This is a genomic window from Paracholeplasma morum (assembly GCF_016907055.1).
GTDB classification, from domain to species: domain Bacteria; phylum Bacillota_I; class Bacilli_A; order Acholeplasmatales; family UBA5453; genus Paracholeplasma; species Paracholeplasma morum.
On the sequence record NZ_JAFBBG010000004.1, the window covers coordinates 39784 to 62102 of the forward strand.

Consider the following 22319-nt stretch of genomic DNA (forward strand, 5'->3'; position numbering starts at 1 on the left):
ACGCATTTAAGCCCTTATGACCATCAAAAAAACAGCTTTCGCTGTTAGTTTTTAAGCAATATCTCAAGTAAACCACGGACTACAAGATTTTCATCCTTAATCACTTTTGTTTCACAAAGCGGCTTAATGATCTCAGATAATCCACCAGTCATGATGACTAGAAGTTCTTTATTAACTTCATCGTGCACGCGTTTTACAAGGCCATCTACTTGTGCAGCAACCCCGTAGGTAACGCCAGATTGCATGCAAGCAATCGTATTAGTACCTAATACATTTTGCGGTACTTCTAGATCAAACTCCGGTAACAATGCCGTATTAGATACCATTGCACGCATAGAGATCATTACACCTGGGGTAATAATGACGCCTTTAATGGTATTTTTCTCTGTATAGATATATTTGGTAGCAGTCCCTAAATCGACGACCAATACAGGTTGTTCATATTTAGCTGCACCTGCTACTGCACAAATTAAATCTGCACCAACTTCCTTTGGATAGTCAGTTTTAACGTTAACACCCGTTTTAATGCCTGGGCCAACGATTAATGGTGTCATCTTCAAATATTTGACAGAAAGGTCTTTTAAAGCTTTTGTGACAATCGGAACAACACTTGCAATCGCGACTCTTTCAAAAGCATATCTGTCGATAAATGGCTTGATTTGTAAAAAATAAGCATCTGAGGATAAGTTCTTATCCGTTGAAATACGATACTTCTCAAGTATATCTACACCATCACTAAATGCCAATTTAATTTCCGTGTTTCCTACATCAAATAAGAGAATCATGCGATTTCCTTTCTTGTGAAGTTAAGAATACCAACCAATATTGGCGATCCAACCAGCACAGCAACTAAAGCTTCGATTAACCCATTTGACATCGCAATCCCATAAATGATGGAAATTGTATCCGTGAACCCAGCACTGAATATTGCTGGTTTGAATAATGCAACTGTCGATAGAACCAAAATTGTATGAACAACGGTTGAAACAATTAAAACAGATGGTATATAGACGAATTGTCCTTTGTTCTTTTCGATATACCAATAATAAACAACAATAAACCCAACAATTAGCAACAATACGATTGGCGTAACTACCTTTAGCACATTTGTTTCTTTGGCTACGGCGTCATCATATAAACCGGGTAATGTAAGCTCTAGTCCGGTAGCTTCTAATCTTTTTGCAATTGCCGTCAAAGGATCCGTATCTGGGTTATCTGCTTCAGCAGTTAGTTTTTGTATTTTTGTTTGTGTTTCTTGATAAGTACTGAACGCATTTGCATGAACAATAGATTTTGTTCCATAAAATAATGCAAATGAAGACAATAACGATACTATTGCGAATAATATCAGTTTACCAACTTTCAATTGGTCTATTTTTTTGAATACATGTGCAATTTCAAATGCTAACCATGCAAATAGTATTCTTGGTAGTACCGAAATCCATGGCATTTGAAATGCAAGGTCAAATGGCGTTGCACCATAGATATACGAAGCTATCATTGAGCCCAAACCCATGAATAATCCCAAAATGATCGAGTTTCTTCGATCCAATAAAAAAACACCAACTAAAACAGGAATGTGAACCAGTGTAACCGATACACCAGGCATGATTGTAATGAAGCCAACTTGTGGTAAAAGCGACATTACTAATACAATTGTCACAAACACAGCAGTAAGTGTAAGTTGAAAAATTCTTTTATCTCTCATATTTTCTCCTTTTTAGGCCACTAAGGGTCCCATAAGTACGTTTTTATTATAAAACTTTTCGTTTCTATATGCAAGAAAAAAGGAACCCTAAGGTTCCAATAATTATCTTGCTAACCATCCACCATCAACAGCGATTGTAAAGCCATTGATGTAAGATGATGCTTCACTTGCTAAGAATACAACAGTTCCCATCATATCTGAAGGTAATCCCCAACGATTTGCAGGAATTCTTTCTAGGATTTGACCGGCTCTTGATTCATCGTCTCTTAGTTGTTGTGTATTGTTTGTAGCCATATAGCCTGGTGCAATCGCATTAACATTAATGTTATACTTAGCCCATTCGTTTGCCATAGCCATTGTAATACCCTTAACAGCTGATTTAGATGCTGTATATGAAGGGACACGAATGCCGCCTTGATACGATAACATAGAGGCTACAGAAATGATTTTCCCGCCTGTTTGTTGTTTCACAAATTGATTTGCAGCTGCTTGTGACAAGAAGAAAACAGTACGTGAGTTAATTGCCATAACATCATCCCAGTTTTGTTCTGAGAATTCCAATGCATCTTGACGTTTAATGATCCCTGCGTTATTAACGAGAATGTCTACATGACCCATAACTTTAACTGCTTCAGCAACCAAATTTACTAAATCTTCTTGTGAAGCGTGAATGAGATCCATCTTGATGCCATGGAATTTTTTACCCATTGCTTCAACGTTTTTCTTTGTTTCAGGCATATCAACATAATCGACACCGACAACATTAGCGCCAGCTTCTGCTAAACCATAGCACATTCCTTGACCTAAGCCTGTGGACGCACCTGTTACGATTGCTACTTTACCAGCTAAACTGAATTTATCTAAAATTGACATTTTTCTTCTCTCCTATTTAAGATTTTTTGTTTCTACAAAGTCCATATCGTCATATGCTTGGTTTTCGCCACACATACCCCAAATGAACGTATAATTAGATGTTCCGATACCTGCATGGATGCTCCAGCTTGGTGAAATGACTGCTTGTTCATTAGCCATTACAATGTGTCTAGTTTCTTGTGGTTGACCCATCATATGGAATACACGATGTTCTTCTTTTAAGTTGAAGTAGAAATATACTTCCATTCTTCTTTCATGCGTATGGCATGGCATTGTATTCCAACCTGATCCTTCTGCAAGTTCAGTTAATCCCATTTGAAGTTGGCAAGTTTCCAGTACAGCTGGATGTAAATATTGATAGATTACGCGTTTATTCATCGTTTCTACCGATCCTATTGCACGTGGGTTTGTGATGCTAAATGGAATGTGTTTGTTAGGATAAGTTTTGTGAGCAGGACTTGAATTCATATAGAATTTAGCCGGATTTGCTTTATCCACGGTTTCAAACGTTACTTCTTTAACACCTCTACCTAAATATAACCCATCCTTGTGAGCCATATCGTATTTAACACCATCCACATGGATGACGCCTGCACCACCAACGTTTATTAACCCTAGTTCTCTACGTTGTAAAAAGAAATCTGAGGCAACTTCTTTTGGTGCGCCTAGTGACAGAACTTCATGGATTGGCATGATGCCACCGGCAATAATGCGATCGAAATGTGAGTATGTTAAGCAAATTTCATCTGCTTCAAACACGCTTTCGATTAAATAAGATTCGCGGAGTTTTTCCGTATCATAGCTTTTTGAGTCTTCTGGACTTGTTGCATACCTTACGTTAAATTTCATTTTTTTCCTCCAATATTTTTTTGATATAACATAAACTATCTTTGATATCTTCTCCCGTGATGCCTTCGAAAATATAGTAGGCATTAGGATTTGATTTTACCATCAAAGGTAGTAGTCGTTGATAATTCATTTCACCCCTATGTAAACCGGTTTGAACCAATTTATTATCTTGATAAATATAGTTCTTCAAGTGAAATACCTTGATGTAGGGTTTAAGGGTTATTAAAGCATCTTCGAGAATACTTTCGTGTTCGGTATAGTTTTCCAAATTGAGCAAGTTGTATAAGTCTACAATTACACCGACATGCTTACTATTTAAATCTAGTACAAGTCGTTTTAATACACTTGCTTTATAAATAACATGACCAAATGCTGCTTCAATTAACACGGTCCTATTCACTTCTTCAGCTTTCTTTACTAAAATACGCATCTTAGATAGTACTTTTTGATAGGCTTCCTCTGTATGATTATTTACATGATAAGTCCATTGATCATCATTGTAAGAACCAGTTTCGGTTGCAACATATTCAGTGTTCAAAATAGATGCAAGTTCTAATTGCTTGAAAAATCGATTCATTCCCGTTTCTATTTTCTGTAAATCACTATGAATTGGGTTAAAATAGCTTCCAAGTAAAAATACATTCGTGTTTTTTACAGCATTGAGTTCTTCAAATGCTTCTTTAGTTAACTGGGGTTCAGGCACAAGTGCCTTGTTAACGACCAGTTGAATGCCGTCAAAACCAAAGTTGTTTGCTTCTTCAAACAATGATTTTGCATCCATTTTCCCCATATCATGTGCTCTAATCCCAATTTTAATCATTATAAATCACCTAAGTACCCTAAACGAACAGATATTTGTTTCCCTACCTCAATAAACTTCTCTGCAATTCGTTGAGTATCTTCCGAAGAAGTATGTAAGGAAGCGACTGAAACCACACCACAACATCTATTTTCAAAGTTGTAAATTGGGATTGCAATGTTCATAACATGGTTAAGCTCACCACTTAAGTCACACGCATACCCTCTACTGATAATAGATTGACGTTCATTCTCGTCTAGTTTGACTGTGTTTTCTAATTTTTTATCAAATGCCGCATAGCATTTTCCGATAGGATTATCTAAGAAATTAGTGGTAACCATCCCAACTTCGAAATGGCTCATAATTTGACTTTGAGGGGCTTGGTATGTATGTACGAAGACAATTTTGTCGCCGTTAATGCGTTTTGTCGCAAATGCATTACAACCATTTTCATCAGAGAAACTCTTAAGTAATGGCGCACTCGTCGTAATAAAGTTTGAATTTTTTGTATAAACAGAGCCTATAGCATACATTTTGGATCCAATAACGTACGTCTTTCTAAATGGATCTTTGTAATAAATGGCATCAGCCTTATACAGTGTTTGCAAAAAATCATATGCAGTTGCTTTTGGCATATCTAACTCACGATATATTTCTCCCAATGTCAATCCATCTGGGTGCTTAGAAATTAGTTCGAGAATTGATAAAATACGATTAACAGAACGATTATCTTTCATAACATAAAACCTCTTTCTTATTTTAACGTTGAACTCTACCTGAAGCGTCCCCTTTAGCTAGTGTTTCAACTTCTTTTTCATCAACTAAATTATAATCACCAAAGATTGTGTGTTTTAATGCACTTGCCGCAACAGCAAACTCTAGAGCTTCACCTTGCGTTTTCTTAGTCAATAATCCATGAATTAGGCCAGCTGAAAATGAATCCCCGCCACCAACACGGTCTACAATGCGAATTTCATATTTCTTCGAATAGTAGAATTCTTTACCATCATAGATTAATGCACTCCAACCATTGTCAGATGCGGAATGAGATTCTCTTAAGGTTGTTGCAACATATTTGAAACCAAATTGCTTTTGCATTTCAGCAAATATTCTTTCATAACCTTTATGATCTAACTCACCTTTAGTAACATCTCCACCAGGTTTGAATCCTAATGTAAGTTCTGCATCTTCTTCATTTCCGATACATACATCGACATATTGCATTAAGTCTTTCATAACGGCTTGAGCTTCTGCAGGTGTCCAAAGTTTCTTGCGGTAGTTCAAATCTACTGAGACTGTAACACCATGTTTTTTAGCTGCGATACAAGCTGCTTTAGTAATTAATGCGCCTTGTTTAGAAATTGCAGGAGTAATTCCAGAAAAATGGAACCATTTTGCATCCTGGAAGATTTCATCCCAGTTAAACTCTTCTGGGTTAGCTAAAGCGATTGCACTGTCAGTTCTATCATAAATCACTTTAGATGGTCTCATGGATGCTCCATGTTCTAAATAATATATACCAACGCGTTCTCCGCCTCTAACAATAAAGTCGGTATGAACGCCATATTTACGTAAACTATTCACTGCAGATTGACCAATTTCATGTTTAGGAAGTTTACTTACAAAGTACGCTTCGTGACCATAATTGGCTAAACTAACTGCTACGTTGGCTTCTCCGCCACCATAAACTACATCAAAACTATCTGCTTGTACAAAACGTTGCTTATCTGCTGGAGATAAACGCAACATAATTTCACCTAGTGTAACGATTTTGCTCATAACTAATTCTCCTTATAATTTAATTTTGAATACAGCTTTTAAAACTTCAACCGGTTCATTGGCTGAGAGCTTCGGCATATGAAGTTCATCTTCCAAAACCATTGCGAACATACCTTTTGTTAAAAGTACTTTCGAAAAATCACCTGTTGATTGTCCTTTTGTAACATCTTTAGAAGAATCATAAGGGGATGTTACGATAAATTTTGGATCATTGGCTTCTAAATAACCAAAATATTCAATTCCATCCACTACTAGTTGAATATCACCATATACCTTATGTGATTCAAAATAGCATTCGTCTAGTGGTCTTGGAATATAATCTTCTCTTAATAAATTGATTTCGTCTGTAAGCTTTTGTTTTCCAACAGCGATACTTCTTAAATCATTGCTTTCAATGAACTCAATCACAGTTTGAATGTTTCGATTCAGTCCAGTATACTTGTGCAGATTTTTGATATGATCAACAATCATATTTATCCTCTTGCCTTCTTAACAGCATCCACAAACGCTTTCGCATTCGCTCTAACACCATCAAAATCGCCATGTTTAGCTGGTGCAGTTAATTCTCCACCTACACCGACAGCCACAACGCCATTTTTTATCCATTCGCCAACGTTATCTAGCGATACACCGCCAGTAGGCATGATATTGATGTTAGGAAGTGGCCCTTTTACAGCTTTCACATAACTAGGTCCAAATGCGGATCCCGGAAATAGTTTAACAACTTCTACACCTGCTTTAAGCGCAGTCAACATTTCAGTTATGGTTAAACAGCCTGGCATATAAGGTACATTAACCTCATTACAGTAAAGAGCTGTTTCTAAATCGAATCCAGGGCTAACAATGTATGTAGCACCCGATTCAATCGCTAATTGTGCGGTTTGTTTATCTAATACAGTACCAGCACCTAAAATCAACTTTTCTTCAGGAATTGCGTCACGTAAATGACGAATAACCTCATGAGCATTTGGAACTGTAAACGTTAGTTCAATTGCTTTTAAACCACCTTCGATACAGGCTAAAGCAATTTTTGTAGCTTCGTCTTTCGTTTGTGCACGAACAACAGCCACTACCCCTGATTCAACAAGCTTATTTAATACTGGATTTTTCATTGAAAGCCTCCTATCGTTCAGCATGATAGACACTTAATTCTATATTATGCTATTTTTACTTAATTTTCAATTACTATATAATTTTTTTATCTTTAACATTATGGAACTCAAATGCTTCGCCTTTTTGGCCATGGATTGCTACATTCTTGACAGATACATGGTCAACTTGATTGAAATAGAATCCTTTATTCGTCATTGGATCTAAGAAACTCATCATGGCTGGAATTCCAGCTTCAGGTTTTTCTGAAAATGTGACTTTAATGTTTTCTAATTCAATAGACTTTATCGTTTGTTCAGGTAATCCATAAAAGAATCCTGCAGCAACATGCGCATCTTCGCAAACCATGTCTTTAAACTTGAAACTGCCTAAATACGGTGTTCTATCATCTACTGGTAATGTTTCTTTTGACCAAACGTATTCCGTTTTTCCATCATCATCGCAGTAATAATACATATTCATAACAAGTGGTGTTAATACACCTTTCATATAAATGTTTTCAAAGACTATACCATCAATAACGGCATCTTTCCCACGACCACGTCGTGTTTTGATTCGTAATCCACGGTCTGTATCAAGGAAATAACATTGTGACACGTTTATGTCCTTCATGCCCCCTGACATTTCTGAGCCCAACACTACTGCTCCATGACCATATTTCATTATACAGTTACGAATTGTAATATTTTCGCATGGCTTCTTATAGAGACGTCCCATTTCATATTTCCCAGATTTCAGCGCAATACAGTCATCGCCTACTGAGAAATCTACACCAATGATATCAACGTTTTTGCATGACTCTGGATCACAACCGTCTGTGTTTGGTGAATCTTTTGGAGACTCGATTTTGATATCGATGAATGCTAGATCATCAGAGAAATATGGATGAAGGTTCCAAGATGGTGTGTTTTTAACTGTTACACCTTGTAAACCTACATTCTTAGAGTGAACTAAGAATAATCCATTTGGTCTCCACGCCCCACGCATGACTTTATGGTTTACCCACCAATCGCCATTTTGTGCATTGCCATCAAAGACACCTTGTCCAATTATTTTCACGTTTTCGACGTTAATTCCTGTGATCATGGAGGCATATTGCTTAGCTGGTACACCTTCCCATGAAGCTAATTCATAAAATGAACCATCTGATTTTACAAAACGATCAGGTAATATTGGATAAGCTTCTCTATCAGTTAAATAAAGTAGTATTGTATTCTTATCTAGCTCAATGGTAATGTTGCTTTTCAAAAAGATAGGCCCCACTAAATAGGTGCCTTTTGGTATATAAACTCTTGCATGATCTGGCGCAGATAAGATAGCAGTTTGAATTGCCATGGTATCATCTTGCTTACCATCTCCTTTAGCGTTAAAATCTTTGACATTCAAGGAAACAGATTCAAACTCGGTTTTAAAAGTATGCTTATGTCCAAATGCTTCCACTGTGTAAGCTGTATTTGGCGTTAAGTCATAGATAGAAAACACATTTGTTTTGACATCCTTTAACGTAAGTTTGCCATTCAAAAATACATCAAACGGTTCTTTTGAATAATAAATCTCTTTATTATCTAATTCAAACGTTGCACTTCGGGATGAACTAAAAATCAATTCAAACATAATGCCCCCTATTTTTTTAATTTAAGTAGTAAGTAATTCTTGGCTAGGACCCAAATGTAATCAAACCCTAGATAGACTAATCCAAATGAAATTGCATCTACAGCTTTATAATCAAATCCAAACATGATCATTCCAATGGAAGGAATGCCTATAGACATGATGAACTCGATAAAGAAATAACTTGCAAGTATCATAATTGCGGCGTAGCCCATAGAAGCAAACAATGATAACATTGAGCTTCTTTTTAAATGAAATGGTAAGTACTTAAGTGTTTTTTGATTATCATTGTTCATCCATATGATGACTTTGTTTAGAATGTATTCAATACCTAATCCTAATAGTAGGAATAGAAACAACATACGGTCTAATACATCGTATACAGAAGCACTCAATGCCGTAAAAGACATAAAGAATACTGCACCTGATAACCAAAACTTCATAAATCCTATTTTTACACCCGGTTTAATGTTCGAGAGTTTATCAATACCATATGGATTGAAACCATCGTTTTTATTAGGATTATTCTTCGATTTTGACATATTTCCAGTTAACATAACAGGTCGCAAATATGGATGCAATCGCATAGAATACAATACCTGCAATCATAATTCCAATTGACATATATGTGAATTGTGGGATGGTATAATCTGGTCTTGCTGCAGCTTCTTGAAAGAAAATCACTGTGTAAGAATACACTAGCAGCGCTTGAATGATATTCAAAATGATGAACAAGAAAAATGACACCGGTGATCTTTTTCTTGAAAATGAAATACTGTTAAACAGTTGTACCATAGAAATCAAATAAATCGCAAATAGATAGAAACCAATAATGTTTGATGTGACAAGTTGGATTGAAGCTAAATGTGACTTAAAGGTGAACCCATCAGTTCTAAAGTCAAGAAATAATGTGAATAATAATGATCCGATTAATGTAAAGATAACAGGAATTTTGTACTTATTGTATTCATACCAACGGATCATCCATGTACGTAACTTATTTTGTTTTCCTTCGTTCGCGTTGTTTTTATTCATAAATGCAAATCTCCGTTTCTTTATCAAAGAAGTAAATATGCGATTGATCAACTTCAACAACTACTTCATCTCCTGGATGGAATACTTGTCTAGCATTAATCTTCATAATAACGTTCTTATCCGAAATCTTCACATGCACAAGTGCATCAGATCCAAGTAATTCATATAACTGAACAGTGGTAACAAACCCGGTTGATTCTTCTTTATCGCATTTTAAAGCAACTTTAAAGTTTTCTGGACGAATGCCAACAACCAGTTCTTTACAAAAATAGTTTTTCTCTTTTAACGCTTTATAGCTCTTATTATCCTCGATGTTAATAATGACATCATCAATCAAAAGTTGTCCCTTAGAGTCTAATTTCCCACCAAATACGTTCATAGGTGGCGTACCGATAAAGGTTGCAACAAATAGATTGTTAGGTCTTTGATATAAGTCTACTGGTCTATCAATTTGTTGTACATAACCATCTTTCATAACAACGACTCTATCAGCTAAAGTTAGTGCTTCAATTTGGTCATGAGTAACATAGACCATAGTCGCACCTAAGCGGTGATGTAGTTCTTTTAACTCTTTACGCATAACACCACGGAGTTTAGCGTCAAGGTTTGATAGTGGTTCATCTAGCAAGAATATTTTAGGGTCACGTACAATTGCACGGCCCAAAGCTACTCTTTGTCTTTGTCCACCAGATAATTCTTTTGGTTTACGGTTTAAATAAGGTGTTAACCCTAAAATATTAGCAGCCCACATAACACGTTCATGAATGTAGTCTGATGATTCTTTTCTTAATGTTAAGCTGAATGCCATGTTGTGATATACAGTCATGTGTGCGTATAATGCATAGTTTTGAAAAACCATTGCTATATCGCGATCTTTTGGAGCCATTGTATTAACGACATTATCATCGATAATCAACTCTCCAGTAGAAATATCTTCTAGACCTGCTATCATTCTAAGTGTGGTTGATTTCCCACAACCTGATGGACCTACTAAAACGATGAACTCACCATGTTTAACCTCTATATTAAAGTCAAATACGGCTTGAACACCATTAGCATAGATTTTATTTACATTTCTCAGTGCCATTGTCGACATACTATTCACCTATTTCCTTCAAGTGAGCTTTTAATGTATCATGTTTTTTAATTGTGATGATACCCGCAATTACAAACAATACAGCGACCACGACAAGTTCTGTGACAATGACGCTAAATTGAAAGCCTGTTAATTGTTTATTTCTAAGTAAATTGGATGGTTCAAAGAATATTCTTAAGACATGAATCCCAGCAATCACAAATAAGTAAATGCCCCAATCACGATTATATGTTTTGCACTTTTCCGCAGCAAGGAATGTAAATAATAGTAAAACAATATTCACTAAAATTTCCACAGCAGTTGTCAAACCAGGCACAACCGCTTTAGGCGTAATAATTGAAAACAATGCATGTACAGAAATAGCCATACCCAATAGCACTAGCCAATAAGCAGAACTATTATTTTGGTAGCGCATTTTGTCTGCTTTTATGTTTTTAATGTTCATAGTTTTCTACCGCCTTTTTAATTTCTACTGCACGATTTTTTTGAACTTTTAGTTTATATACTAAGAACAAAATCATCCATATTGCAACTACAATCATCACGATTGATAAGGTATTTCCAATATCAAATATTTTGTAGTTCTTTGTGGTTCGTCTGATAATGTACAATGTGTCCGGAATATTAGCATTACGGTACATAGGTTCTAAAACACTATTGTAATAAAGTGTTAGAGCTGATGATACCAATAATACAATACTGGAAAATATACTTAAAACAATATTACTTAAGAAATACGTCTTACGCTTGTGAGATTGTGAGGCAATCCCTAAGAGCATTAAGACTACACCAATAAAACCGATTTGAGACAAGGTACGGTTTACTTGTTGTGAAGCAAGGAAGAATTCCTTTTCTCTAGTCTCAGAGACAATGGTTGCCCAGTTTGTAGAATACCCTAATGTGTATACATAAAAACCTGCCATAACAACAATAAAGACGGCAAAAGTAATGCCTTGTATGTGATCAATAATCCAATGACCAATTTGTTTAAATACTTGTCCGATTGTTTTAACTATATTTTTCATAAAATCACTTCTACTTTCATCAGTTTAATGTTGCTCTAGGGAGGAGTTACCCCCTCCGATAGAGACTTTTTATTAATTATTTATTAACGCGATTGTAAGCTTCTTCTAGAGCAGCTTGATAAATATCTTTGTACGTATTAACTGTTGCATCGCCAACTGTCTTATTTACATAAGTTGAGAAATAGACTTCTTTAGTGACTGATAATCCTTCACCTGAGAATGCATTACGAACTAATTTCTTAAGTTCAGCATCTGCCCATAGGTCGTCATATGTTAATGTTGCCATGTCTTGGCTTTGGTCTTTAGTTAATGCAAATAGAGATGGAGCAAGTCTGTACCAAGGGTTTGTACTTTCGTATTGACCTGCAAGTCTGAATGTACCAGCGTTAACTGCTACGTTAATTCTTTCAATACCTGCAATACCTTGATCAGATAATGTTTGATACTCTAAGCCTAAGCCACGGATGTGACCAATTGCCATTGTAGCACCAACAAAGTTTCTTAGGTAGTTAATCATGTTACCTTTAGCTAATGTAGTCATTTCTGCCATTGCTGCATCAGAAATCTTTGGAATCATTTCGCCATTGTATGAGATTTGACCATCGATGTAACCAGCAGGTCCATATAAATGAACGTTACCGATTGAATCATTTGAAGAATAATCATACATACCATCAACTAGAGTTAATATTCTAGCTAGTTTAGCTGTATCATTCTCAACTGATTTAACAATACCCCAAGCTTCATTCTTAAGGGATCTAACACCTTCTGAGAAGTGGAAATATTGACCATCACCTAACCAGTTGTTTACTGGAGGTAAAATTGCTTCAAAACGGAATGTTGGGTCTAATTCTTTGGCTTTATTAATGTAACCTTGTGGAGTTGATGATGCGTTGAAATCATAAGTCATGAACCCGTATGAACCTTCAAGTAAGATTTGTCTGTGGTCAGTCTTAGTTGAAGCGTCGAAGTTTTGGTTAATTAGGCCATCTTTGAACATATTTGATAATTGAGTAACACCATCGATTGTAGCTTCTTCAGCTCTTGCATCTTTAATAGATCCATCTTGATCGAAGTATACCCATTGGTATCTTGAGAACATACCACGTAGACCGAACATTTCTAATGAACGGAATAGGTTTCTAATACGTGAGTTTTCTGATGTTCTTGGGAACATAGCTTCAACTGCTGTTTTAGGTGTTGCGTGTTCTCTTGTTAAGTATTTAGGGTTTGCTTTAACAACGTGCATTAATGCTAACATTTCATCTACATCGTAAGCTGCATCAGTTCCAACAAATACGTCAGAAAGTTTTGCATAACCTTGGTTACCATAAGTTGCTTGCATGTAAGTTCTGAATGCTTCAGCTAATGAAGCACCAGTCTTGTTTTGAATAGCTTCAAGTGTAGTTAAAATGTTTGCTGTGTGAGCTTTTTTAACTACTCTAGTTGTACCATCAGCATTAGCAACTGTTACGTTAACGTCTAATGATTCTGGAGTAGTAGTTTCAACTGTGAATGTTCCTGCATAAGCTTCTGCATCGAAAGTTGGAGAAACTTCATCAAGAATATCTTGCACCCAGTCAATACGAACTAAGAACATTTGTTCGATTTCACCGAAACCATCGAAGTAAGGTGTATAGTAAATACCACCGTCTGCCGCAGTCATAGATGCTCTTACAGCTGGATTAGCTGTTAAGAATGCATTTAAGTTTGGCATTGAGTTTAAGTATTTAGAAATATCAACGAAGTTACCATTGATACCATACTCAGTTAAGTTAGCACCTGTTGAGTTGATTAAATCAACACCATCAAATGAAGATGCTAGATAAGCTTTGAATTGGTTATCAGTGTTGTCTGATTGTTTCTTGTCAACAAATTTAATGTTTAATTTAGATTGTAATGCTTCCCATACAGGTAGTAAATCGCCTTCATTATATGTTTTACCATTTAATGATTTGTATGGAGTAGTTTCTTGGAAACTAATACCTCTACCTTGGTAGTTGTATGCAAAGTTAACAGTAACCGCTTTAGAAGGATCATCTTCAACGAACTTATCGCTAATCATTACAGAGATTGTAGCTGATTTACCTTCATGAGTAACTGTTAAAGTCTTAAGACCTGCTGTTAATGAATCAAAACCAGTAACAGTGTAGTCTGATGTTGTTAAAGTTTCTTCTGTGCCATCACTATAAAGTGCTTTAACAACCATACCATTCAAGCTTAACACACCATTTAGACCATATGTAGTCTTGTTAGGTAGTGATACGACTTGGATAGCTAATAATGTAGCTGGAGCTTCTGGGTCAGCAACAACAACGCTAAATGAAGCTGTTAATGAACCTACAGTTACAGTTACTGTTTTCAAACCTGCAGCAGCTGAACTAAATCCAGATACTTGGTATTGATTTTCGCCGGTTCCTGCATTGATAATGACACTTGAGCCATCATTATAGATGCCATCAACTTGCATACCAGCTAAGTCTAGTGATTCACCAACTAGATAAGATGTTTTAGTAGGTACTACTTTAACTGCGATCGAAACAAGTTTCTTTTCTTCTTTTGTTCCGCCGTTGTCTTTAATACAACCCGCTAAAACGAATAGTGATAATACCATTAGTACTATCCCAAACATTTTTTTCATACTTTTGTTTCCTCCTCTTTCCTATTCTTTAACCCCACCGACATTGACACCTTTTGCAAAATACTTCTGCAGATAAGGATAGACAATGATGATCGGGATAATGGACATAACAATCATTGCATACATATATGAATATGGTGAATATGGTAACTGAGTGATAGATGCGTTTTCATCCATTAAATACTCAGTTAAATATCTTCTTAAGAATACTTGAAGTGGATGTTCAGTATTCCAGTTAACTAGAATCATGTTCCAGAAATAACCGTTCCAACGGGATAACGCATAGAATAACGTTACGGTTGCAAGTGCACTCTTTGACATTGGTAAGTATACGTTGAATAAAACTTGGAATTCATTCGCACCATCAACGATTGCTGCTTCTTCAATTTCCTTTGAAACGCCACTAAAGTAGTTTCTTAACAGGATAACGTTAAAGGCTTGAACGCCGAATCCCCAAATGATTCCCCATCTGAAATCAACTCCGAACATCTTATAGTTTAAGAATGTTGGAATCATTCCAGCGCTAAACCACATAGTGAATACGATTAGGAAGTTGATTTGACTTCTAAATACCAATCGTTGTTTAGACAGTGCATAAGCTGCCATAATAGACATTGCCATTGAGAATAATGTTCCGAAGAATGTGTAGAATAGCGTATTTGTATAAGCAATCCAAAATCCTTTATCGGACATTACTGCTGTCAAGGCAGTCAATTGAAACTCTACTGGAAATAAGACGACTAATCCGTGTTCAAATGCATGTTTACTAGATAATGCGGCTGAAACGGTGTAGATGAACGGATATAGTGCAGCAATTGCAAATAAGGTGACTAACGTATAAGCAATGACTTTAAATATTAATTCGGTTTTGTCTAATCTTTGCATAGTTATTCTCCTTAGAACAATGACGTATCAGAAACACGTCTTGAGATGAAGTTAGCACCAAGTACTAAGAACATCGCGATAATTGAGTTAAATAAATCGGCGGATGCTGCAGTATTAAGTGATACGGTAGCTCCACCCATCAACCCACCAATTCTTGTAACGAATGTTGAAATAACGTCAGCCGTTGAATAAGTTGTTGTGTCATATAGCAATAACACTTTTTCATATCCAACTGATAAAATTTCACCTATTCTTAGAATTAACATTATGGTTAATGTTGGTGCCATACCTGGTAATGTAACATAACGAATTTGTGCTAACTTATTCGCACCATCGATACGAGCGGCTTCATAGTTAGTTGGGCTAATTGCCATAATCGCTGCGAAGTATACGATAGAACCATAACCTGCGCCTTCCCAAATACCAGAAATGATGTAAATGGATCTAAAGTATTGTGGCTCACGCATGATACGTGTACCTTCTTTAACTAACCCGAGATTTTGAAAGAGTGTCGTTAGAATACCAGCAGATTGGTGTGGTTCGTTACCTTCAAATAACATTAATGTAATGATTGAAGTGATAACGACTGTTGATATAAACTTAGGTAGATACGTTAAAATTTGTGTAATACTACGGTATAAATCACTCTTAATTTCTGAGAAGAACAATGCAAGAATGATTGGAACTGGGAATCCAAAGATTAGCCCATACATAGAAATCGCGAATGTATTTCTAAAAGCTTGCCAGAATTCTTTAGCGTAATCCCCAGCAATTAGTGATCTAAATGCATAAAACCCAGAGAATGGCGCTTCGCCTACGCTTAGTGTTAAGTCAGTTTGGTTCTTAAAAGCCGCCATTATCCCATAAATAGGCATGTACCTAAATATGAAGAAATAAATGAGCACTGGAACTAACATTGCATATAGTGGCCAGTCTTTTTTAATTGCCTGCCAATAGCGATGCCATTTCTTTCTTTCAAGTTCCTCGAGTAATAATTCGTGTTTCAACTCATCATGACTCATCAATTGTACGTCTCGATTTGCTCTCATACTTGTCCCTCTTGTTGTCTTTCTTTAATTTGCTTAAGCAGATATTTTTCCATATCTACCAAAAAATCTTCTTGTCGTCTAGCAATCATTAATACAACTAGACCTAATACTATATTTAGCGCATGTCTGGTCGCCATAATACTCCACTCTACTTTGTCAAACAGTATAAATTGCGAGAGTATCTGAAACCCAAATAATCCGATATACCCTGTGATAAAGTATAAGATAATTAATAAAGGTTCATCCCTAATGTAATTTCTTCGGGTGATTTTAAACCAAATCATTGATAATGTTAATCCAAATATCGAAGTGATATACAATATCATCGGTAAAAACTCGAAATTCTTAAATAATATCGTGTGCAATACAGCCACTGCGGCAGTTGGGATTAACCCCCATTTCCCCCATCTTATGTAAACAATCAATAGGATTGGAGTCGATAAGGTGACATAGAAGAATATTAACTCTTTTTGACTGGCAAAAAAACCAATCAGATCGATGAGCACACAGAGGATGCTCCAAACTAAGATATCTAGTTTTCGGTACTTAGCTATTGTCAAACCAACCGCTCCTTTATATAATAGGTTTGAAACGAGGACATTTATATGAAACTTTCTGTTACACCAAATGACAACATTCAAAACTTATTAGATCAAATTCCATTATCTGAAACCATTCATCTATACTTAGCTGATGGCTTCTACTATCAAAAACTAACCTTAAGACATCCAAACATGATTATTGAAGGTGAATCACACGATGCAATCATCACTCACGATGACCATGCACTTAAGTTCCATCAAGATGGCCTATTAATGAACACTTTTAGAACTCAAACTGTCTTAGTATTAGGCGACTCAATTACCTTGAGAAATCTAACCATTCTCAACACCAGTGGCAAGGGTGAGAAAATCGGTCAAGCGATAGCGCTTTCATCCTATGGTGATAACACGGTAATTGATAACTGTGTGCTTAAATCCACTCAGGATACGGTTTTCTTCGGTCCGCTTCCAGAAGATTTATGCAAACGATATACTCACATTTTGGCCAAAGAAGAGCTTTCATTACGACCTCTTAAACACTTTGTATTCCGTTCAACCATCGAAGGTGATATTGATTTCATTTTTGGTTCAAGCGATGCTTTCTTTGACAACTGTACGATCATTTCGAATGGTAACGGATATATTACAGCACCATCTACACATCCCAAATCATCGTTCGGGCTGGTATTTAATGACTGTATATTTCAATCAAAAGGGGATTTCAAAGTCATCCTAGGAAGACCTTGGAGAAGTGGTGGTTCTTCGATTTTCATCCATTCTAAGTTCCGATCAAGTATTGATCAAAACCGATTTGATGATTGGTCAAAACCTTTCTATCACTTCTATGAAACGCCTTATGTTTCATCCATTCATTCTAAACCATTGCCCGAAGCAATGTTAAATTCAATTTTAGAGATTATCGCTAACAAGCGATAATTTTTTTACATACCGAAGTATTTATTAGCGTTATTGTAGCTAATGTCTTCGACAATTCTACCAAGCACTTCTAGGTCATAAGGGAATAATCCATCTTCAACCAATGAGCCGATTTTATTACATAATAATCGTCTAAAGTACTCATGTCTAGGATAGCTTAAGAAGCTTCTTGAATCTGTTAACATTCCAACAAATCTTGAAAGTAATCCGTTATTAGCTAATGCATCAATTTGCTTGCTCATGCCATCAATGGTGTCATTGAACCACCAAGCTGAACCACATTGAAGTTTACCAGGTGTTTTTCCATCTTGGAAAGCTTGCATTAGTGTAACAACCACATCGTGATCTCTTGGATTTAACGCGTAGATGATTGTTTTTGGAAGTTCATCATTGCTATCTAGTGCATCTAAGATGTGTGATAAAGGTTTCGCAATTAAATCATCATTGATTGCATCATATCCTGTATCTGGTCCCAGTTTTTCTAACATACGTTTTGAATTGTTTCTAAGTGCACCAATATGATATTGTTGAACCCATCCACGTTTATGATAGTTTTTCCCTAAGAAAATCAACATATAACCTTTATACTTTTCGATTTCATCTTGTGATAATTGAATACCGCTTCTAGCACGTTTAAATATCACTTCGATGTCTTCTTTTGTAAATGGACGATAATATATTGAATCTAGACCATGGTCAGATAATTTACATCCATGTTGCGCAAAATAGTCCATACGTTGTTCTAAGGCATTTTCCAAATCTGTCAATTCATTAATTGAAAACAGAACTGTTTGAGCTAATTGCTCAATCCAAGAGTTAAACCATGATAATTCGATATTGATCGCCTTATCAGGTCTAAACGCAGGTAATACCTTAAATGGGTTGTTTTCAGCTTTTAACTTTACGTGCCAAGCTAGATCATCCACTGGATCATCTGTTGTACAAACAACTTTGACATTGCTCATTTCAATGAATTTTTTAGGGGTTAACTCTTTTAGTTTTAAGTTTGCTTCTTGATAAATCTCTAAGGCAGTTTTTGGTGTTAAGAGTTTGTTAATCCCAAAGAAACGTTGAAGTTCCAAGTGGGACCAATGAAACAGTGGGTTGCCAACTAAATATGGCATCACTTCCGCATATTTCATAAACTTATCAAAATCAGGTTTTGATCCAGTAACGAACTCTTCACTCACGCCATTCGCACGCATTAAGCGCCATTTGTAGTGATCGCCACCAAGCCAAACTTTACTTAAATTCTCAAAAGGTTTGTTTTCATAAATTTCTTTTGGATTTAAATGACAATGATAGTCAATGATTGGCATTTTTGCTGCATAAGTGTGATATAAGGTTTTTGCTACTTCATTTTGTAACAAGAAATCTTTATCCATAAATGGTTTCATATAATTACTCCTTATAGGATGACGCCAGTTTTGAATATACCAATTTCTCTAAAGTTATTGATTTCATTACGGGTCTTTTTCCCATTTACAACTTCAACTATGAAGTCAATAAATGATTCTAACAAGGCTTCCATATCAACACCTTCAGTTAAACTGCCAGCGTTGAAATCGATCCAGTTTGGTTTTTTCTTATATATTTCAGTGTTTGTTGATACTTTAATCGTTGGAATAAATCCACCAAATGGTGTTCCTCGTCCAGTCGAGAATAGTACTAATTGACAGCCGCTCATTCCAAGTGTTGTAACAGATACAAGGTCATTACCTGGGGCGCTGATTAAGTTTAAACCTTTTGTCTTAAGACGATCAGTTTGACCTAATACATCGCAAACCACTGATAACCCAGCTTTTTGTGTACAACCAAGAGATTTATCCTCTAATGTTGTGATTCCACCGTTTTTATTTCCTGGAGATGGGTTGTCATAAATGACTTGATTATTAGATTTATAGTAATCTTTGAAATCATTGATCAAGTGAACTGTCTTTTCAAACACTTCTTGGTTTTTAGCTCTGCGCATTAAAATCTTTTCGGCACCAAACATTTCAGGAACTTCAGTTAACACAGTTGTTCCACCGTAATGCGTGATGTAATCTGATAATTTACCAAGTAATGGGTTTGCAGTAATACCACTCAATCCATCTGATCCACCGCATTTCAAACCAATTCTAAGTTCAGAGACATCAGCTTTTGTGCGTTTATCATTCTTCATTGCTTCATAGAGTTCTTTTAATGCATCAAGTCCAACTTCTAATTCATCTTCAACTTCTTGCATAACAAGGAATTTAACTCTCTCAGGGTCATAAGAACCATAAGATTCTCTAAACTCTTTAACTTGATTGTTTTCACAACCTAATCCTAGAACCAATACGGCTCCAGCGTTTGGATGTTTGGAGATGTTTTGAAGGGTTTCCTTTGTATTCTCATGGTCATCACCCATTTGTGAACACCCAAATTGGTGTCCAAATACGTGAATGCCATCAAACTCAGGACCTGGATTAACTTCGCGCATGAACAAATCTGCTAATTGTCTTGTTTGTCCAACGATACAACCTACTGTTGGAACAATCCAAAGTTCATTTCTAATTCCGATTTCTCCATTTTTTCTCTTATAAACATAAACATCTCTGTTTTTCGGTTTAACTTCATAAGATTCAAATTGAGGTTCATAGGTATAATCAAGTACATCGTTCAAGTTCGTAGAAACGTTATGAGTGTGTACGTGTGAGCCTTTTAAAATTTTCGTTGTCGCATGACCGATTGGAAAACCATATTTGACGATATCTTCATTCGGTTCAATGTCTTTTAAAGCAATCTTATGCCCTTTGATGACATCGTTTAATAATGTGACACCATTCACAACCTCACCAGCTTTTAATTCTACTAGTGCGATCATGACATTATCATCTGGGTTAATGATCAAAAACTTAGTGTTGTCCATCCGTATCCTCCAAAAGTTTTGTTAAAGCCACTTCCATGTTATTTTCTAAAATAGATTTAACTTGTTTTTGTACATAAGTTAATACATCTTCAGAAATCAAACGTGCTGTTTCCCAGTGTGATAATCCAAGAATTTCTTTTACGACATAATCGGAATCATTGGTTGCCCATAGAGATTGATATAAGTCTAGGAAATGTTGGTCATCTTTAAGGTTAATTTTTTCATTGCCTCTTTCGCCTTTATAGAAGACGATTAAAGCTGCTAAGCTGAATAGAGCCAATTTAGGAAACGCTTTTGTAGAAAGACGTTCTAAAACACTTGGCAAGATTCTTGATTTATACTTACTCATTGAGTTAAGTGCAATGCTCATTAGTTCATGACGAACAAATGGGTTTAAGTATCTTTCCAAGACTGCATTTGCAAATAAGTCCATGTCAGCTTTAGGTAAATCAATGGTTGGTATGATTTCATCCCAAATGTAGTTTCTAATGAATTTACCAACTAAAGGATCATTAACGGATTCTTTTACTGTGTCGATGCCAGCTAAGTAAGCGACTGGAACCATTGCTGTATGAGAGCCGTTTAGTATTTTAACTTTACGTTCTTTATATGGTTTTAAGTAATCCACGAAATAGACATTGAGTCCTGCAGCATCAAATGGTAAGCGTTCATTTAATCCTTTTTCACCTTCAATAACCCAAAGATGGAATATTTCACCCTTAACGATTGAATGGTCTAAATACCCCCATTCTACTTCTAGTTTAGCTGCATCTTCTTTTGGATAACCAGGAACAATTCTATCTACCAAGGTATTGTAAAATCTATTGGCAGTTGTCATCCAATGAATGAATGTTTCGCTCATTTGATTGCTTCTTGCTAATTCAATCAATACACGTTTTAAGGTTTGACCATTATCATCGATGAGTTCACATGCAATGATATCTAGTCCCTTGCCCATATCGCCCGCGAATGTTTCAAAACGCATGCGTAGGAAAGCCAATAGTTTTCCTGGGAATGAAACTGGGGTAGCTGTGAAGTTGACTTCTTCATTTAAATAGGCAATTCCAGCTTCGGTTGTATTTGAAATGACGGTCGTGATGTCAGTGCTTGTTGCCAATTCCAAGAACGCTTTATATTCTTGATAAGGATCGATGAATGCACTAATAACATCTACAATCTTAGATTCATGGACAACTTTACCGTTTTCCAATCCTTCTAAGATCAACGTATAAAGACCATCTTGTTGTTCTAATTCTTTAACTCTACCAAATGGCATCGGCTGAATCACAGCCACATTACCATCGAAAAGACCTTTTTCATTGATTGTTTGAATGAAAGGGTCTACAAATGCACGTAAGAAATTACCCTCACCAAACTGTACCACTTTAATGGGTCTCTTTGGGAAAGGTTTAATCGCTCTAGACAGTCTATTCATGAGTACCTCCAACATACTAATTGATATCTGCGTTAGCCGTTTGTATATGCGAA

At 36.0% G+C, this 22319-nt stretch carries 23 protein-coding genes; 1 reads left to right on the forward strand and 22 read right to left on the reverse strand.

Features of this window, described 5'->3' with window-relative positions; genetic code table 11:
• Positions 1-44: 44 nt before the first annotated feature.
• The 19 genes from JN09_RS02865 to JN09_RS02955 all read right to left on the reverse strand — a co-directional run bounded on the left by JN09_RS02865 (position 45) and on the right by JN09_RS02955 (position 17020).
• Positions 45-785: a type III pantothenate kinase gene (locus JN09_RS02865; protein WP_204432456.1), complete on the reverse strand. Its 741-nt coding sequence runs from the start codon at positions 783-785 to the stop codon at positions 45-47.
• Positions 782-1708 carry an ECF transporter S component gene (locus JN09_RS02870; protein ID WP_204432458.1) on the reverse strand — a complete coding sequence of 309 codons (927 nt, stop codon included), beginning with the start codon at positions 1706-1708 and terminating at the stop codon, positions 782-784. Before JN09_RS02870 ends, JN09_RS02865 begins: the two co-directional genes overlap by 4 nt.
• Positions 1709-1810: 102 nt before the next feature.
• Positions 1811-2581 (reverse strand): 2-dehydro-3-deoxy-D-gluconate 5-dehydrogenase KduD, encoded by a 771-nt coding sequence (gene kduD, locus JN09_RS02875; protein WP_204432460.1) that lies wholly within the window; start codon positions 2579-2581, stop codon positions 1811-1813.
• 12 nt (positions 2582-2593) lie between these two features.
• Positions 2594-3430 carry a 5-dehydro-4-deoxy-D-glucuronate isomerase gene (gene kduI / locus JN09_RS02880; protein WP_204432462.1) on the reverse strand — a complete coding sequence of 279 codons (837 nt, stop codon included), beginning with the start codon at positions 3428-3430 and terminating at the stop codon, positions 2594-2596.
• On the reverse strand, positions 3420-4250 hold the full coding sequence (locus JN09_RS02885) for a sugar phosphate isomerase/epimerase family protein (RefSeq protein ID WP_204432464.1): 831 nt from the start codon (positions 4248-4250) through the stop codon (positions 3420-3422). Before JN09_RS02885 ends, kduI begins: the two co-directional genes overlap by 11 nt.
• Positions 4250-4966, reverse strand: a complete 717-nt coding sequence (locus JN09_RS02890; protein ID WP_204432466.1) for an IclR family transcriptional regulator — start codon at positions 4964-4966, stop codon at positions 4250-4252. The genes JN09_RS02885 and JN09_RS02890 overlap by 1 nt, the downstream gene beginning before the upstream one ends.
• Before the next feature lie 22 nt (positions 4967-4988).
• The gene (locus tag JN09_RS02895; protein ID WP_204432471.1) at positions 4989-6008 is read right to left on the reverse strand and encodes a sugar kinase; all 1020 of its coding nucleotides are present in this window, start codon (positions 6006-6008) and stop codon (positions 4989-4991) included.
• A gap of 12 nt (positions 6009-6020) precedes the next feature.
• Positions 6021-6479 (reverse strand): NanQ anomerase/TabA/YiaL family protein, encoded by a 459-nt coding sequence (locus JN09_RS02900; protein ID WP_204432472.1) that lies wholly within the window; start codon positions 6477-6479, stop codon positions 6021-6023.
• Positions 6480-6481: 2 nt separating this feature from the next.
• Positions 6482-7120 (reverse strand): bifunctional 2-keto-4-hydroxyglutarate aldolase/2-keto-3-deoxy-6-phosphogluconate aldolase, encoded by a 639-nt coding sequence (locus JN09_RS02905; protein WP_204432473.1) that lies wholly within the window; start codon positions 7118-7120, stop codon positions 6482-6484.
• A gap of 73 nt (positions 7121-7193) precedes the next feature.
• Entirely contained in the window at positions 7194-8732 is a 1539-nt protein-coding gene (locus tag JN09_RS02910; protein ID WP_204432476.1) for a glycoside hydrolase family 28 protein, read from the reverse strand.
• 8 nt (positions 8733-8740) lie between these two features.
• Positions 8741-9271 carry a hypothetical protein gene (locus JN09_RS02915; protein ID WP_204432478.1) on the reverse strand — a complete coding sequence of 177 codons (531 nt, stop codon included), beginning with the start codon at positions 9269-9271 and terminating at the stop codon, positions 8741-8743.
• Positions 9252-9764 (reverse strand): hypothetical protein, encoded by a 513-nt coding sequence (locus JN09_RS02920; RefSeq protein ID WP_204432480.1) that lies wholly within the window; start codon positions 9762-9764, stop codon positions 9252-9254. The genes JN09_RS02915 and JN09_RS02920 overlap by 20 nt, the downstream gene beginning before the upstream one ends.
• Positions 9757-10860 carry an ABC transporter ATP-binding protein gene (locus tag JN09_RS02925; protein WP_204432481.1) on the reverse strand — a complete coding sequence of 368 codons (1104 nt, stop codon included), beginning with the start codon at positions 10858-10860 and terminating at the stop codon, positions 9757-9759. Before JN09_RS02925 ends, JN09_RS02920 begins: the two co-directional genes overlap by 8 nt.
• Before the next feature lies 1 nt (position 10861).
• The gene (locus JN09_RS02930; RefSeq protein WP_204432483.1) at positions 10862-11227 is read right to left on the reverse strand and encodes a hypothetical protein; all 366 of its coding nucleotides are present in this window, start codon (positions 11225-11227) and stop codon (positions 10862-10864) included.
• A gap of 67 nt (positions 11228-11294) precedes the next feature.
• The gene (locus JN09_RS02935; RefSeq protein WP_204432484.1) at positions 11295-11885 is read right to left on the reverse strand and encodes a hypothetical protein; all 591 of its coding nucleotides are present in this window, start codon (positions 11883-11885) and stop codon (positions 11295-11297) included.
• A gap of 76 nt (positions 11886-11961) precedes the next feature.
• Complete coding sequence (locus JN09_RS02940; RefSeq protein WP_204432485.1) at positions 11962-14526, reverse strand: bacterial Ig-like domain-containing protein; 2565 nt, start codon at positions 14524-14526, stop codon at positions 11962-11964.
• 21 nt (positions 14527-14547) lie between these two features.
• Positions 14548-15411, reverse strand: a complete 864-nt coding sequence (locus tag JN09_RS02945) for a carbohydrate ABC transporter permease (protein WP_204432486.1) — start codon at positions 15409-15411, stop codon at positions 14548-14550.
• Between the two features lie 11 nt (positions 15412-15422).
• A complete protein-coding gene (locus JN09_RS02950; RefSeq protein ID WP_204432488.1) occupies positions 15423-16460 on the reverse strand; it encodes an ABC transporter permease in 1038 nt (345 codons plus the stop codon).
• Positions 16457-17020, reverse strand: coding sequence for a hypothetical protein (locus tag JN09_RS02955; protein WP_204432489.1), 564 nt, complete (start codon positions 17018-17020; stop codon positions 16457-16459). Before JN09_RS02955 ends, JN09_RS02950 begins: the two co-directional genes overlap by 4 nt.
• Positions 17021-17065: 45 nt before the next feature.
• Between JN09_RS02955 and JN09_RS02960 the strand changes: the two genes are divergently transcribed.
• Entirely contained in the window at positions 17066-17938 is an 873-nt protein-coding gene (locus JN09_RS02960; protein WP_204432490.1) for a pectinesterase family protein, read from the forward strand.
• A 5-nt stretch (positions 17939-17943) separates the two neighbouring features.
• On the opposite strand, the gene uxaC is transcribed toward JN09_RS02960, so the two are convergent.
• From uxaC to JN09_RS02975, 3 genes are read right to left on the reverse strand one after another with little or no spacing between them, the layout of a single operon-like run.
• Entirely contained in the window at positions 17944-19335 is a 1392-nt protein-coding gene (gene uxaC, locus JN09_RS02965) for a glucuronate isomerase (RefSeq protein WP_204432496.1), read from the reverse strand.
• Positions 19336-19346: 11 nt separating this feature from the next.
• A complete protein-coding gene (locus JN09_RS02970; protein ID WP_204432498.1) occupies positions 19347-20831 on the reverse strand; it encodes a UxaA family hydrolase in 1485 nt (494 codons plus the stop codon).
• A complete protein-coding gene (locus JN09_RS02975; protein ID WP_204432500.1) occupies positions 20818-22266 on the reverse strand; it encodes a tagaturonate reductase in 1449 nt (482 codons plus the stop codon). Before JN09_RS02975 ends, JN09_RS02970 begins: the two co-directional genes overlap by 14 nt.
• Positions 22267-22319 lie beyond the last annotated feature (53 nt).